We start from the raw sequence: 14,626 nt of genomic DNA, 5'->3' as shown, positions 1-14,626 counted from the left end.
CAGGATAGAAACGTGACTATTAAACTGATTGTCGGCCTGGCTAACCCCGGTGCGGAATATGCCGCCACCCGGCATAACGCTGGCGCCTGGTATGTAGATTTACTGGCGGATCGCCATCGTGCGCCGCTGCGCGAAGAGAGCAAATTCTTCGGCTATACCTCGCGTATCAACCTGGCAGGCGAGGATGTTCGCCTGCTGGTCCCCACGACCTTTATGAACCTCAGCGGTAAAGCAGTCGCTGCGATGGCGACCTTCTATCGTATCAATCCGGATGAAATTCTGGTCGCCCATGATGAGCTGGATTTGCCGCCGGGCGTGGCGAAATTTAAGCTTGGCGGCGGCCATGGTGGCCACAATGGCCTGAAGGATATCATCAGCAAGCTGGGTAATAACCCCAACTTTCACCGCTTACGCGTCGGAATTGGCCATCCGGGCGACAAAAACAAGGTTGTCGGTTTCGTGCTCGGCAAACCGCCGGCCAACGAGCAGAAACTGATTGATGACGCCGTCGACGAAGCGGCACGTTGCACGGAAATCTGGTTAAAGGACGGTCTGACTAAAGCGACCAACCGTTTACATGCCTTTAAGGCGCAATAAGCCGTTGTCGTGCGGCATTTTTGCCGCGCACCGTGTATAATAGGCAAAGCTATTCAATTTTCTGCAATCTGTTACTTATAACAGATTGATTATCCAAAGATTAAGGTGATTTAAATCATGGGATTCAAATGCGGTATCGTCGGTTTGCCCAACGTCGGCAAATCCACCCTGTTCAATGCGCTCACCAAAGCGGGTATTGAAGCGGCCAACTTCCCGTTCTGTACCATTGAGCCGAACACCGGTGTCGTACCGATGCCCGATCCGCGTCTGGACAAGCTGGCGGAAATCGTCAAACCGCAGCGCATCCTGCCGACCACAATGGAATTCGTGGATATTGCTGGCCTGGTGAAAGGCGCGTCCAAAGGCGAAGGTCTCGGCAACCAGTTTCTGACCAACATCCGCGAAACCGAAGCTATCGGCCACGTGGTTCGCTGCTTTGAGAACGATAATATTATCCACGTCGCGGGGAAAGTGAATCCGGCGGAAGATATCGACGTGATCAACACCGAGCTGGCGCTGTCGGATCTTGATACCTGCGAACGCGCGATTCACCGCGTCTCCAAAAAAGCCAAAGGCGGCGATAAAGACGCGAAAGTTGAACTGGCCGTGCTGGAGAAATGCCTGCCGCAGCTGGAAAACGCCGGTATGCTCCGCGCCCTGGATCTGACTAAAGAAGAGAAAGACGCGATCCGCTATCTGAGCTTCCTGACCCTGAAGCCGACCATGTACATCGCGAACGTCAATGAAGACGGTTTCGAGAACAACCCGTACCTCGATCAGGTTCGCGCTATCGCCGAACAGGAAGGCTCCGTCGTAGTGCCTGTTTGCGCCGCGGTTGAAGCAGACATCGCCGAGCTGGACGATGAAGAGCGTGACGAGTTCATGGCTGAGCTGGGCCTCGAAGAGCCGGGCCTGAACCGCGTGATCCGCGCCGGTTACGCCCTGCTTAACCTGCAGACCTACTTCACTGCGGGCGTGAAAGAAGTTCGTGCATGGACCATCCCGGTCGGAGCGACCGCGCCGCAGGCAGCCGGTAAGATCCATACCGACTTCGAAAAAGGCTTTATCCGCGCGCAGACCATCGCTTATGAAGACTTTATCGCCTACAAAGGCGAACAGGGCGCGAAAGAAGCCGGTAAAATGCGTGCTGAAGGTAAAGACTACATCGTGAAAGATGGCGATGTGATGAACTTCCTGTTCAACGTCTAATCCCGCTGGCTGGCGTTTTCGCCGCCACCGCGCAATAAAAAATCCACGCTCAGCGTGGATTTTTTTGCCCAGGCGCCAGGCGGCACGCTACTCCACGATATGGGTCTCTTCTGCCGCCTCGTAGCCATCAATGATCTGCACAATCTTCTTTAACTCACTCTCAATAAAAGCCGGGGTGGCACTTTCGCCAGAGGCCGGATGATGAAGCTCCACCGAGACCCCGCTGGCGGCATTGGTCAGTGACAGACTGATCTCCTGCTGGCCCATCGAGGACGACGGTCGCCCGATATGCTGCACGATGGTCGCCGCCGCCGCGCGCGTATCAACGTCTGCGAGATGCGACCATCTCAGCTCAACGTGCCCCTGTTGCCCTGCCTTTATTACCTGCAGCGTATAGCCGCTTCTTGCCGTTGCCATGTCTTTTCCTCCGGTTTCGTTGCCCGGGCGTCACATTGTCAACCCGGTTTTATCAGCAAAGTTCGTTCACTTGCGCCTTGCCGTTAATGACTCTTTTCCACATAGGTCTGCATGTTTTCTTTGGTCACTAACTCAAACGGGATCCAGACATGAGACTCGACCTTTTCTCCTTTAATCAGCTTCAGCGCTACCGCTAAGGCCGTTTTGCCCTGACAGACTGCGTCCTGGAAGACCGTCACCTGAATCTTGTCGCTGGCCAGGGCTTTCAGGCCGTCCGGGGTGGCATCGATCCCACCGATCAACAGCTTTTTCTGGCTCTTCTCGAGCGCCATCGCCGCGCCAATCGCCATTTCGTCGTTGTTCGCCGCCACAATATCAATCGCTTCCCCGTTGCCTGTCCAGTTCTGCATCAGATCCATTCCCTCGCTGCGGGAATAGTTGGCCGGCTGTTTCTGCACCACTTTCATTGCCGGATACTTGGCAACCACCTGCTCCACGTCTTTGGTGCGCTGCAGGGCGCCGGCATCGGTGAGGTTGCCGATCATGATGGCGACATTGCCTTTGTAGTTTGCCAGCTTCGCCAGCGCCTCCATCTGCAATGTGCCGGATTCTCGCTCATCCGAACCGACAAACACCACGCCCGGCGGAAGTGTTTTATCCCCCGGCGTCCGGTTCACATACACCAGCGGCATCCTGGCCTGCTGCGCCATCTTCGTTAGCTGCGGGGTGCTGGCGGAATCCACCGGGTCAACGATGATCGCGTCCACACCGGAGGCGATGAAGCTCTGCACCTGATCGGCCTGACGTCCGGTGTCGCCGCGGGCATCTTCAAACTGCACGTCGACGTGGCGGGCGTTGGCCTCTTTCTCAATGGACTGGCGGATAATGGTGAGAAAGTTTTGATCGAAGTAAGCCATTGAGACGCCGATCTTCTCCGCCAGCGCCGAGGCGGAACTGGCCAGTAACCCTGCTAACAGGATGATTTTACAGTGCTTCATAACACGCCCTCAGGGTTCGAAATGAAATTTTCAATATAAATACAAATGGTATATTTAAATCATTTTCAGACTACGAAGGGCGTTCTGAACATGCAATGATGATGTAAAGAAAATGTTGCCATGCGCACACTTTATTTTGCCGTCTGACTCACCGAGGACTCACCGGTTGGGGGGAGCGCAGCGGGCGTCGACTGCTTGCGCTTCAACAGGGCATACTCCACTAACAGCTGTTGCAGATGCAGCTCCGCGAGGCTTCCGCGGGCGGCAGGCCAGGGTTCATCAGCGGGAAGCGCGGCCAGCTGGCGCAGCTGCTCCTCCAGCGGAACGGCGCGGTTGAACGACTGCATAATGGCAAATACTGCGGTCTTCAGTTCGCTCACCGTCAGGTATTTCCCCTTCTGCTCGTCAAGGGCATTGAGCCGGTCGGCGAGCCGCTGCAGCTGCTGCATACCCTCCGACCAGCCGGTAAGGTTTTCCGCGGGCAACGCAGCAGCACTCAACTGCTGCCGCCACTGCTGTGCCAGCGGTTGCGCCTGATCCGGCCAGCGGCTCAGGGCATGGCGGACCAGCTGGTCGCCGTAGCTGACCGCCCAGTCCGGCGTCAGGTGGGCAAGCTCGTCCAGCAGGTCCTGCATCTGACGAACATCGCCCGGCCGCTGGAGAAGCGCTGCCGGCAGGCCCGGTATCGGCCCGGCCTTTTGCGTCAGAGAAGGCGGTGGCGGAGCGGCTTGACGCAGCGCCAGCCATCCGCCGACGGCGATGCCCGCCACCGCCAGCATGGTGACCATCCCGCCGATAAACGGCTTCCAGCGCGTTGCTGGTGAAGGCGGAGCCAGCGGCTCAGCCTGTGGTCTTAGTTTTAGGTCTGCCGCTGGCTCAGCCTTCGCTGCATCCTCTTCGCTGGCCAGAGAAACAGAGTGTTCCAGGCTGGACGCCACCATCGGCGGTACGGCGGGAAGCGCTGGCGCAGAGTCAAGGCTATCGAAGCGAGTTGCCGCGCTGTGCAGCAATGCACGCAGTTCACTCAGCTGGTTTTCAGGAGCAATCTCAAGGCGCAGCAGGACCGCTTCGAAAGTTTGCAACAAACGTTCAGCCTGACCAAGCGACTCAAGATCGTCCGGGGTCAGGCTCAGGGTGCGGATCACCTGCCGCAGCCGCTTACTCAGAGTACGAAGGATCTCTGTGCGGGCGGGGACCGCTTGCGGCCACAGGTTTTTCCCCTGGTGGGCCAGCAGCGTTTCCATGAGCGACAGGCCCTCGTTGATCCCTGCCAGCCCGCCCAGCCGGGCGCGAGCCAGCGTATACCAGGCGACGGTCTGCAGATCTGCGCCGTGATGCTCGAGCAACGCGCGGGCAAGCTGCTCGGCATATGACCAGTTAATATCCGGCCGCGCCGGGTGGCTAAGCTTGTTCATTTCCGCACGCAGGGCAATAAAATCAGCCAGCGTGCGCGGGTCGCCACCGGTTTTATAGTGGCGGTCGTTGTATGTTGTCATCATGATGTCTTTCAGCGAGAGATTAGAGGGCGGAGCGGGCGTCAAGATACTGCTGACGTTTAAGGTGGCGGATCAACACCCTGCCTTCGGGCATAAACGCCGTTCCATAGCGCACCAGACCGATTCCTTTCAGCTCCGCATCAATGGCATAGCGCAACTCGCCGGGTGCATGCTGATCGAGCATCACTACCGCGATCCGCAGCAGGCGCGGTTCGTATTTGAGCAACACCGCCGACAACGTGCTCATCAGCTGGTGCGCCGATGCCGGCATGCCCTGAAGGATAGCGGTCATATCCAGCAAGCCGTAGTCTGGCAGATGCGCCAGCGTTCCGGCCCGACAGTTAAGGATGCGCTGCATGTTATCGAGCACCGACAGGATGACCTGATCCGTTTCGCTGACAGTATTCAGGTCAAGCCCGCCGGCGAAATTACCGTACAGGATGTCATACAGGGAGGGACGAGGCATTTTCACTTCTCCTTAAGCGGGTGCAGCGTCAGTTGATTTTGGCTGGCTTCGATAATGCGCGGCCTCGCCGGGTCAAGATCGTCCCGGGTGAGTACCAGCCGCCAGCTGTTTTGCGTCAGGTCTGGATCGATAAACATGGCCGCCACCGCCACAAACTGCGCGCGGGTTTCCATGGGCATATCGACGGTCACCGATTCGCCCGGACGCAGGCGAACATCTTTTTCCGCCACCCGATCCGCCTGCAGCGCCAGGCCATCGCCGGCAAACAGCGACGGGTAGTCAGTATTGTCAAACGCCTGCCGATCCTTCAGCTGGTAAATACGCACCACCGTCGCCAGGGAGGCGCCCTTGGCGTTGTTATTCACCCCTTCCCGGGCGCGAAGATCCAGATGAAGCGTTTTCACCTGGGGGTAAAAAATGGACTGGGTCACGGAAACGGCGCCGTCTTTCACGGTCTGCGTCAGGCCGCAGCCGGTTAAGAGGGTGGCCATGAGGAATGCCAGCAACGTGGCAGAGGGTTTAACTGCGGTATTCGCCATCTTCATCGCTCTCCCTGCGGTGGATATTTTCCTGGACACATTGATAGCGCCCCAGATAAATCGTGATCTTGTCTTCAGCCTGTTTCCGCGCATCCAGCGGACGCAGCACAGCGGTACGGCCGAGCTGGACAGCATGCGCCTGCTGGCAGCAAAGTTGCGCATCCGGCAGTAAATGGCGGGCGATGCAAAGCTGCAGCCGCACGTCGAGATGAGATCCAAGCCAGACGTGCAGGAGTGCCATCAGGTCGCTGAGCAGTTCGCCGCCGGGCAGCCAGCCGCGGACCTCGTCAGGCAGGTCGGTCGCCAGCTGCAGCAACACCTGGCCGTTCACATCTGTGGCGTGGGTTCCCATCACTGGCCGATGTTGCAGGCTAACCGGCTGGCGGATGCTCATCGTTAACGGCTGCGATAAGGGGATCCGGCAGGGATCGTGGTGGTACACCGTCGCTCGGGTCCCCGGGGCCAGGAGCGCCACCAGCGCCGCCATGCCTTCCCCGGATCGCCCCGGCAGCATCATCACCGGCAGCAGCGCCAGAAAGCGCGACAGCGGCGCTGCGGCAACGGCGGCACATCCTGGTATGCCCAGCCCCGCCAGGCCCAGTAGATACTGCGAGGTGTTGTCCGTGCCACCCGCCCCAAAGGTCGCCGGGTAGGAGTATTTGCGCCAGATACGGTAATACTGGGCGATCAGACGATGGTTAAAGATATCGAGAAAATCCTCGGTGGCCTCGACGCCTTCCCGCCGTTGCGCAATGTCATCGCTATAGTGGGTCGGCAGCGGGGATTCCACGCCGTAGAGTCCCATAAAAGCAACGCGCACCGTCGGCAGCCGGGACGGTTCAGGATCGTCCATTCCTCGAATTTCGCCGGCCGGGAAACCCATCCCCGGATGCGGGCGAAAGCGTATGGGCTCATCACCCAACTGCCAGTCGCTGCCGATGACCGGCGCCTTCGGCTGGATCTCCTCCAGCAGCTGGCAGAAGCGGTAAAAATTCATGTATGGCAACTGAGGCCGGAGCTGATCCATCAGCCGGGCAGCCGCAGACTGTGATTCTCTTTCCACCGGATACATTTTCCTTCAGGTTGAACAATGAGCGTTAGCTGGTTGAACTGATTCATATCGGCATACAGCGCGAAAAAGCGGTTGAGCATGTCGCCAAACAGATGGACATCCCCCATGCCGGTAAATCCACTGCCGTCGAGCGTCACTTCGATATCCAGCCCGCGCAGCAGGAATCCCTGTTCGAAACGCTGGATTCGGTGATGGCTGACCGCCAGAATAGCGTCCAGACGGCGGTTATTGAGCTCATCCTCCCGCCAGTTGTAGAGCGACAGCGTACCGCGCAGCACCTCGGCGCTGCTCATCATATTGAGAAAACGAGTGCCCAGATGGCTCATGACCCGCCAGTGGTAGCGGTCTTCCGCCGGGGGATATACCGGCAATGTGGGCTTACAGAGATTGCGCACGGTAAGCGGCGTAGCGGATATCGGCTCACAGCGATCCAGCAGCGTGCTCTGTAGCGCCCTGCGCGGCAGCTGGCCATTCGTGCCGGTGATACGCAGGGAGACCGTTTCCCGCTCCAGCGCCCGGTCGGCCTCCCATTGCTGTCCGCCGAGGATAAGCCAGGTGTCGTGCATACCGGTAACGCCCCGCTTGACGCGGGTGTGGTAGTAGCGCTCCGGCGCATGGCGACGCATCATCCCGCCCTGGTGACGAAAGCTGGTGAAAGGCACATAGCGCGCCTCCCCGGTGCGCCCGGAGCCGGTCACGCTGTCGACAGAATAGATTTCGGTATGCCCGTCCTGCAGGCGCTTCGGACGCAGGAGGTATTCGCTCTCCAGCCCGCTGATGGTCAACGGATCGGCCTCGAGGGTAAACAGGTTAATCACCGGCACACAGTGCAGGCGCAGGCTGCTTGCGCTGACGGGTAAATCGCTTTGCCAGACCTCGCTGAACACCACCTCAAGCGTGAAATGCGATATCCCCGCCGACAGGGTGATGTTTTCCAGACCATTTAGCTGCACGAACATAAATTTTTCGCGAAAGATGAAATACTCGAGCAGCAGCTGATAGCCGCTGAAAGCGCTCTCTCCCTTCGGCCATAAACGATCCTCCTCGCTGAATCCCCCTGGCGAAAAATAGCCGTCGAGGCTTACCCGTTCTGCCTGACCCGGCAGGCGCAGGTACAGCGCGGCCTGGCGTCGGGTCAGCCACAGATGGAGGGCGCTGCCGGTAACGGCGTCTTCCCCCAGGTACAGCGGCAGGCGGCGGAGATCGGTCTGCGACCAGTCAGCCAGCTCGCTACAGGTGAATCGTAGTCGCAGGGCCGAACGTCCGTCCGGCTCTGCCGTCATCACCGCCTCCTCTATCGCCAGTGGGTTAAGCGTCTGATCGCGGGTGGTTCGGTACCGGCACACGGTATTTTTCGGTCCCAGTGGGCGGGAGCTTATCTCAAACCCGTCGGGCACCGTTTCCGCCATCTTCATCGCCGGCAGCGTTGGGGTCAGCGCCACGATCGATAACGATGGAATGGTGCGCAGATAGTGCGGCCACAGCATGCTGACCAGCCCCTCGGTCAGTTCCGGCAGATCATCATCAATTTTTTCGCGCAAGCGACCTACGGAAAAGGCAAAGCCTTCAAACAGGCGCTCGACGTAAGGGTCCGGCGTGCCGGCTTTATCGAGATCCAGCATCGCCGCCCGATCGGGGTGAGCCTGCGCGAACGCTTTTGCCGCCTCGCGCAGGTAGCGCATTTCAGCATCAAAATATCGCAGGGTTAAATCGTCCATTATGAATATTCCCTTATTCGTCTACAGGGAGGCACGCAGCATGGCTGCGCGGCCAGATTAGTTGGCCGTCGGGCGGCCATGAGCGAAGGAGGCCTGGCGTTGCAGGTCAACGCCAATCAGTGAGGGAGAAGGTTCAGTATCCCTCTTCGCCGGGTATATCGTCGGTCAGCGGAACACGTTCAGCAGACGCGCGCACGCTGAATATCGTCTCCGGTAGCGTAAAGTTTCGCAGCGCCAGCAGCGCCAGCGGTCCTTCCCCCGCCTCGGTACGCAGCGTGTAGTTCAGCAACAGACCATCCGGCGCTTTCCAGCTCAGGCTCCAGCTGCTGCTCGTTCCGGGATAAGCGCTGACCACCGCCTTATCCAGCAGACGGATCCACCCCCAGGCGCCCGGGAAATCGCCATACTGGCGGGTGCCCGCCCGGGTACTGATCCAGCTCAGACTGGCGCCCGGCGCTTCGGTGTCAGCGGGCCAGCTGAACCGCCGCCAGACCGGCATCTGGTTCATATAGACAAGTTTCTGATTGTCGATGACCAGCTCCGTCTGCATCACGCCGTCCGCCGTGCCGGGGCGAAGCGCAAAATGCAATCCCGCTTCGCCGTTGGCGAACGCGACGTCGGAGAGATGGCTCAGGGTATTCATCGCCTGCAGAAAGGCCGGGTTAAACGTCAGCCCCTGAGCATTGATACTGTCCGCCATCCAGCGGCTCCCCTCTTTATGCAGCACGCCGTTCAGCCGGGTCTGCAGAAAGCGGGCGATGCGCCCGGTCTCGCTGTCGAGGTATTTTGCCAGCAGCGGCAGAGAGACTTCACTGCTGGTATTTTTAAAGGGGTAGCGACCGCCAAAAGCGCTATTCCAGTCCTCCACCACCGCGCTGCGCCACTGGGCGTTGAGACTTTCCGCCGCCGGGGTCAGCACCTGCTGCCAGGCCTGTTCCATCGGGCGAACAAACAGCGTTTGCCCAAATCCACTCCACTCCTGGCCCAGCCCCGCCGCCACCAGGCTGCCGTAGTCGCGCGTTTCGGTTAAATCCACGGCCTTGCCCTGGAATACCGTCTGCGCAAGCAGGCGCGTCATCGCCTGCGGATCGGTGGCGTTGGTGACCTGCTGCAGGCGCAGACGCACCTGGGTGACGCGGGTCAGGAAGGTCTGCAGGCTAAGACGGCTGGTGGGTGTCCCGCCGTCGCGATTGTCCAGCAGCGCCAGTACGGGCCCGAAGGTGGCATCCAGAGGACCGCGCGAGCCGGACTGCTGATCGATGACGGGTGGGTTGTCACGGTTGAACAGCTGCCTGGCCGATTTGACCAGCGAATCGGCGATGGCTTCCCCGGTCTGGCCGGTTCGCCCCTGCACGCTCAGGGTGTTCATCAGCGCCACCAGCGGCGACTGGCGCACATCGGCCATCAGGGTCAGCTGGTCGATAGCATCGGAGAGGGTCGCCGCGCGCTGCCAGCGCAGACTGTTGAGGAAATCCAGCCAGGAGCCGCTGAAATCAGCGAAATAACGCTCCGCCAGCCTGGCTCGCAGAGCTTCCGGCGACGTCGACTGCGCGGCAGTCTGCTTCGTATCGCTCAACACCCAGTCCATTTCATCGCGGCGTTCCGCGACCACTTTCTCAATGGCCGGCTGCACGGCCTGCTCCCAGGCCTGACGGGTAAACATGCCCGGCACCACCTCATCAGTGCTGAACAGACGCGAAGCATCGGTGTCGGCAGTCATATCCGCCAGGCGCATATCGGCATACTGATTCGCCACCTGCGCGAGCATCTTCTGGTAAAGCGTGGACTCACTGTTGCGCTGGCCCATCTGTCGAATTAACCGTGTGCGCACCTGGCTGACCAGACCATCATCGACAGGCAGACGCCACTGCGGATGCGACACCAGACTGGCGGCATAAAATGCCAGCAGCGAAGGGCCGCTGCCCTGCCAGACGGCGTCGGCGATGCCTGAGCGCTGCGACCAGTCCTGCATTAGCGTGGTGGCGAACCACGCGGCGTCCATTTTTTCCGGGCGGGTCAACATCAGATATTGTTTCAGTTGTCCGTAAGCGGTCTTCGTCATCTTCTCACGCAGTGGGCTGTCCGGCGGCAGGTGCACGAAGGCGGTGAGCTGCTCTTCCAGATGATGCGCCGCCGCATCGCGCAGCAGCGGCTGCGCCCTCTCTCCGTAGCGCGGGAACAGCGCCGCCAGCAGGTCATCGTTCTGACTGAGGCCAGCGCGGAGGTACCACGGCGCTCCGTGCTGCGAGCGGTATTCCAGTTGAGAAAGCGTTTTCTGTAACGCGGAGAGCGCATGCAGGCGTACGGCCAGCGGCTGTTTTCCCGCCGAGGCCTGCTGCACCTGCTCCTGTGCGATCGCCACCAGGTGGCGGTTGGCGATAAAAGAGACTGTCATTGAGGCGGCCCAGAGTAACATCAGGGCGGCGGCGGCCACGCTCATCCCACGCATCCAGTTGACTCCCTGTTTGCGCGGACGTAGACCTGCGGGTAATTCCGTCATCCTGTCCGGCAGAATATCCCAGCGGTTATCCCGGCCCCAGTGATGGCTGATACTGCGGCCGGCCTCCGCCGACGGCGCGCTGAACACCACTCCGGCCAGCGGCTGCGGGCGGTAAGGATTAAGCAATACCGATAACGGCTCCGTCACCGTTTCCGGTTTACGGGTCAACTGATCGGCCAGCGCGAGTAAAAAATTGTGCTGTGGCTGACCGCATATCTGCTGGATGCCCTGCTCTATCAGTAACGACGCCAGGGCAGTGAACTGTTCGGCAACTATTTGCGGCGTACAACCTGCAGGTAACAGGCAGCCTACAGGCTGAGTGATACGTCCATTTTTTTCGTTGCCCCCCTCATACAGCGACCAGACGTATAGGGGTAGTTTCCAGCCAAGAGCTTCGTAGCGTAGCTTTAGAGAGTGAGACACACTGTCCATTTCATCTGGCGTGAGCCTGGGCTTCGTTCTGTTCATCGTTGTCAAAACGCCGTCAAAGCCCGATGTTACCCACACCATACCATCAGCCGGGCGATAACGCAGTTTACGCAGCGCTGTGAACCAGGCGTTATCTACCGCTGCCCCAGGGTCTCCACCCCACAGCAATAATGTACCCTGATCTTCCTGCCAGAGTTCCTGCGTGAGCTTTGGGGTCAGTTGTTCTACGTCTCTGACTGAGCCAATTATCAGCAGAATACGGACTTTGCGGGACCAGGCGCGTCCATACTGATAGCGTAGAGTCTGGCGAATTTCCCCCACCGTAATATGATGGGGAGGTGTCAGCGCCACGCGCCCTTCTTCGCCGGGTAAGACGCTGGCCTGCTGCGACTGCCGGCGATATAAACTCTCCTTCACACGGCGGGACATTGCAGGAAGGTAAAAAACAAATACCAACGCCAGACAGACCAGGACAAACACCAGTACCTGCTCGCCCCGCGTATTGATATTCAGCATGCCGCCATAGCGGGTGATCCCCCACCATATTGCAGCCATCCCGGCCAACGTAAGCCCGGCCAGGCCAAACCGGCCCAGGCCATTACCCGGTATATTCATCTTCACTCCCTGGGGTGATGGTACTGATAAAATGTTCCTGTTCGCTGGAAAATAACGCCAGCAGGGGCTGTTTACGGAGGCTGACCAGATCGGCTGCCAGCGCGATCAGGAGCCAGGGCGCTGCGGGTCCCGGAATACCGCACCATTTTTCCAGCAGCGCGATATCTTCAGCTTTCCATGGGGTATGCATTTTGCCGCCCTGCGTGATAAGCGCGGCGCTTCTTTCCGTCCATTTTTTTGCGTCCCCGATAACGGAGGGCGTATGGCAGGCGACAGTCTGGGTTTCCAGAAACAGGGTGATATCGTCTTCAAAGTTCGTCATATCTAAGGGCATAGGACGTAACAGCCGTGATGAGTGCGGCAGATGGTATTTTTGCGCCACATCATCGCTGGTCAGCAGCAGCACGGCCAGCCCGTCGGAGTATGCTGTACCACCGTTGAGCTGGATGACCAGGAGTAAATTGACCGTCAGTACAGGCTGCTTCAGGCGCTCCTCCACTTCCGACAGTGAGAATGAGCCGGTAACGGTAATATCATCAGGCACGGCACGACCAGGAATGTGTTCTTTCCAGAGATTACTGAAACTGCTGGTCAGCTCAGGCGAGGGATTATCCGTGATCAGGGTGACATACAGCGGTAGCTCTTCCGGCAGGCACTGCACGCGCTCTTCTATACTGGTCAGCAGCGCATGCATCGCACTCAACTGCACGGGCTCTTCTACCGGAAGGTAATTAATCCTGCGGGTAAGTCCGTATTGCTGAGGCCGCTCACTCCCCCAATGCGCCGCAGAAATATGATCCGGCAACAGCACTGCACTGCCCAGAACGGCCAGCCAGCGCCCGGCCCAGTCTTCCCACCTCTGCTGTCCGTATTCCGCCTCTTTCAGCAAGAACTGATGCGCTTTCAGATCCCTGTCCCACAGGTAGCAACGCAGGCAAAAAATCAGCAACCAGCATCCTGCAGGCATCAGGGATACCCACCAGATATTTATCACTGAGATAATTTTTACGGTGCCGGAGGCATGGAGGATAAAGAGCAGGACACCGATAATCGCCATCAGTACACCGGCAAACAGCCATCGGGTCAGTGAAGGAGCCGATGGCTGCTCCATGGTCAATGCTTTTGTTCGTACCCAGCCCATTTTTTATCCTATCGCGCATTCCGGCGCGCCGGAAATCACCTGGCAACCGCACTGACATTTGCAGCCATCGACCACGATGGCTTTACCATCGGAAGACCATTCCGGCGATCCCTCAATAATGGCATTAGTGCCATGTCCCGGAATCGGGCAGCTGACTTTATCCCCCACCAGCGCTACGGGCTTTCCATTTACAATCATGGTGGAAGATGCGGAAATAACAGCACCGCCGTGCGTGGTTTTATCGCCGAGTAATACAAAACCTTTGGACATTGAATTTCCTTTTATATATCAGCGATACAGTAATTATTAATTAGAATACTCAATCGCATCTATTTCAACCTAAAGAGTGAGGCAATAACATTTAATAACAGACAAAAAACGGCGACTCCTGTCAAAGGAAGAATAATAAACATAAAATAATATCTGGAATATCTGCACACCTCTCTTTACTTAATACATACTTCTTCCCCCAGGTGATATCCCCTACATTAATAATTTTTCACTTCGAACGCCAATTGCCAGACGACCTTATACTCGTGAAAGTCGCCTTAATTTCTATTGCATGCTCTATACAATAAAAAACACACTAACAACAAAATAATCAGAATTATAAGCAAATAAAACAGACATTTTCTGATTAGGTGGCAACAGTGGGTATACCTCGCTAATATGACGACTATTGCTCCCTATCATTTTGCGTTCGCCATAACCTATGGGAAATCCAAAGCGTTCGCGCATCCATCGCTGCGTCATTACTGGTTCAAGACTAAAAGGCAGCGGATTAGGAAATAACCAAGCCGTTTTATTTTCATCTTCTAACCGCAAAGTCACTTCCTCAAGATTTTTTCTGGTTATTTATAAAAGATGAAAATATTCTTTCTCGCCTCATATCCAGCCTGAAAATATCATCACTAACAGTAATCGTTGGTTTTGTTTTGTAGGGAATTAAACCTTGTTCATAAATATCCTGATAAGGTTTACCTAATTGCTTCACAAGTGTTCGATATCAATATTCATTTGCCACCAAGTCGCTTTTTATCAAGCGCAATATGAATCTCCTTTTCTCGCTCCAGTGGATAAAAAGTCACGGTTTCTGAAAATAAATCATTGTTATAGGCAAATCCGACAGAACTATTTTGATGAGGTATAGGTAAGGTATATATCTCTTCCCCCCTATAAGCAGTCATAACAATTTTTGCTTCAACGTAAACCATCGGAAATCCTAGATAAGCCCGCACCCACTGGTGAATCATAACTCGTTCCAGACCAAACGGCATAGGATTAGGAAACAGCCAGTCAGTTTTGGCTTCATCTTCAAACCTTAACATTTCTTCTTTCAGATTTTTAATGAGCACCACCTTTTCCGTTGACAATCATCGTTGATGACGATGAAATAATTTCACTACTGTACATGATTTTACCATCCATT

Annotated in this window: 14 protein-coding genes and 1 pseudogene; 2 read left to right on the top strand and 13 right to left on the bottom strand. The window is 57.2% G+C overall.

Annotation, left to right across the window (positions count from 1 at the left end; genetic code table 11):
* Positions 1 to 12 precede the first annotated feature (12 nt).
* Both pth and ychF read left to right on the top strand, forming a co-directional pair.
* Positions 13 to 597 carry an aminoacyl-tRNA hydrolase gene (gene pth, locus B8P98_RS11175; protein WP_025711991.1) on the top strand — a complete coding sequence of 195 codons (585 nt, stop codon included), beginning with the start codon at positions 13 to 15 and terminating at the stop codon, positions 595 to 597.
* A 117-nt stretch (positions 598 to 714) separates the two neighbouring features.
* The gene (ychF, locus tag B8P98_RS11170) at positions 715 to 1,806 is read left to right on the top strand and encodes a redox-regulated ATPase YchF (protein ID WP_025711990.1); all 1,092 of its coding nucleotides are present in this window, start codon (positions 715 to 717) and stop codon (positions 1,804 to 1,806) included.
* Between the two features lie 87 nt (positions 1,807 to 1,893).
* Here the strand turns inward: ychF and B8P98_RS11165 are convergent, their stop codons facing one another.
* The 13 genes and pseudogenes from B8P98_RS11165 to B8P98_RS31605 all read right to left on the bottom strand — a co-directional run bounded on the left by B8P98_RS11165 (position 1,894) and on the right by B8P98_RS31605 (position 14,525).
* Positions 1,894 to 2,223 carry a DUF1869 domain-containing protein gene (locus B8P98_RS11165; protein ID WP_080924340.1) on the bottom strand — a complete coding sequence of 110 codons (330 nt, stop codon included), beginning with the start codon at positions 2,221 to 2,223 and terminating at the stop codon, positions 1,894 to 1,896.
* Positions 2,224 to 2,306: 83 nt separating this feature from the next.
* Positions 2,307 to 3,221 carry a sugar ABC transporter substrate-binding protein gene (locus tag B8P98_RS11160; RefSeq protein WP_095033007.1) on the bottom strand — a complete coding sequence of 305 codons (915 nt, stop codon included), beginning with the start codon at positions 3,219 to 3,221 and terminating at the stop codon, positions 2,307 to 2,309.
* Between the two features lie 131 nt (positions 3,222 to 3,352).
* Positions 3,353 to 4,720 (bottom strand): VasL domain-containing protein, encoded by a 1,368-nt coding sequence (locus B8P98_RS11155; protein WP_025711987.1) that lies wholly within the window; start codon positions 4,718 to 4,720, stop codon positions 3,353 to 3,355.
* 19 nt (positions 4,721 to 4,739) lie between these two features.
* The gene (gene tssE / locus B8P98_RS11150; RefSeq protein WP_095033006.1) at positions 4,740 to 5,183 is read right to left on the bottom strand and encodes a type VI secretion system baseplate subunit TssE; all 444 of its coding nucleotides are present in this window, start codon (positions 5,181 to 5,183) and stop codon (positions 4,740 to 4,742) included.
* A gap of 2 nt (positions 5,184 to 5,185) precedes the next feature.
* Entirely contained in the window at positions 5,186 to 5,722 is a 537-nt protein-coding gene (gene tssJ / locus B8P98_RS11145) for a type VI secretion system lipoprotein TssJ (protein ID WP_095033005.1), read from the bottom strand.
* Positions 5,703 to 6,719 carry a type VI secretion system baseplate subunit TssG gene (tssG, locus tag B8P98_RS11140; RefSeq protein WP_167382655.1) on the bottom strand — a complete coding sequence of 339 codons (1,017 nt, stop codon included), beginning with the start codon at positions 6,717 to 6,719 and terminating at the stop codon, positions 5,703 to 5,705. Before tssG ends, tssJ begins: the two co-directional genes overlap by 20 nt.
* Before the next feature lie 29 nt (positions 6,720 to 6,748).
* Positions 6,749 to 8,512, bottom strand: coding sequence for a type VI secretion system baseplate subunit TssF (gene tssF / locus B8P98_RS11135; RefSeq protein ID WP_095033003.1), 1,764 nt, complete (start codon positions 8,510 to 8,512; stop codon positions 6,749 to 6,751).
* A 133-nt stretch (positions 8,513 to 8,645) separates the two neighbouring features.
* Positions 8,646 to 12,056, bottom strand: a complete 3,411-nt coding sequence (locus B8P98_RS11130) for an ImcF-related family protein (RefSeq protein WP_087804709.1) — start codon at positions 12,054 to 12,056, stop codon at positions 8,646 to 8,648.
* On the bottom strand, positions 12,040 to 13,197 hold the full coding sequence (locus B8P98_RS11125; protein WP_087804707.1) for a type VI secretion protein: 1,158 nt from the start codon (positions 13,195 to 13,197) through the stop codon (positions 12,040 to 12,042). The genes B8P98_RS11130 and B8P98_RS11125 overlap by 17 nt, the downstream gene beginning before the upstream one ends.
* 3 nt (positions 13,198 to 13,200) lie before the next feature.
* Positions 13,201 to 13,467, bottom strand: a complete 267-nt coding sequence (locus B8P98_RS11120; RefSeq protein WP_002910497.1) for a PAAR domain-containing protein — start codon at positions 13,465 to 13,467, stop codon at positions 13,201 to 13,203.
* 297 nt (positions 13,468 to 13,764) lie between these two features.
* Positions 13,765 to 14,022 carry a DUF6392 family protein gene (locus tag B8P98_RS31810; protein WP_004227463.1) on the bottom strand — a complete coding sequence of 86 codons (258 nt, stop codon included), beginning with the start codon at positions 14,020 to 14,022 and terminating at the stop codon, positions 13,765 to 13,767.
* Positions 14,023 to 14,032: 10 nt separating this feature from the next.
* Positions 14,033 to 14,214: pseudogene (locus B8P98_RS31805) on the bottom strand (DUF6392 family protein).
* Positions 14,211 to 14,525 (bottom strand): DUF6392 family protein, encoded by a 315-nt coding sequence (locus B8P98_RS31605; RefSeq protein ID WP_230362607.1) that lies wholly within the window; start codon positions 14,523 to 14,525, stop codon positions 14,211 to 14,213. Before B8P98_RS31605 ends, B8P98_RS31805 begins: the two are co-directional and overlap by 4 nt.
* Positions 14,526 to 14,626: the final 101 nt, after the last annotated feature.

The organism is Klebsiella quasivariicola, assembly GCF_002269255.1.
Taxonomy (GTDB): domain Bacteria; phylum Pseudomonadota; class Gammaproteobacteria; order Enterobacterales; family Enterobacteriaceae; genus Klebsiella; species Klebsiella quasivariicola.
This window is presented reverse-complemented; position numbering and strand designations above follow the sequence as displayed.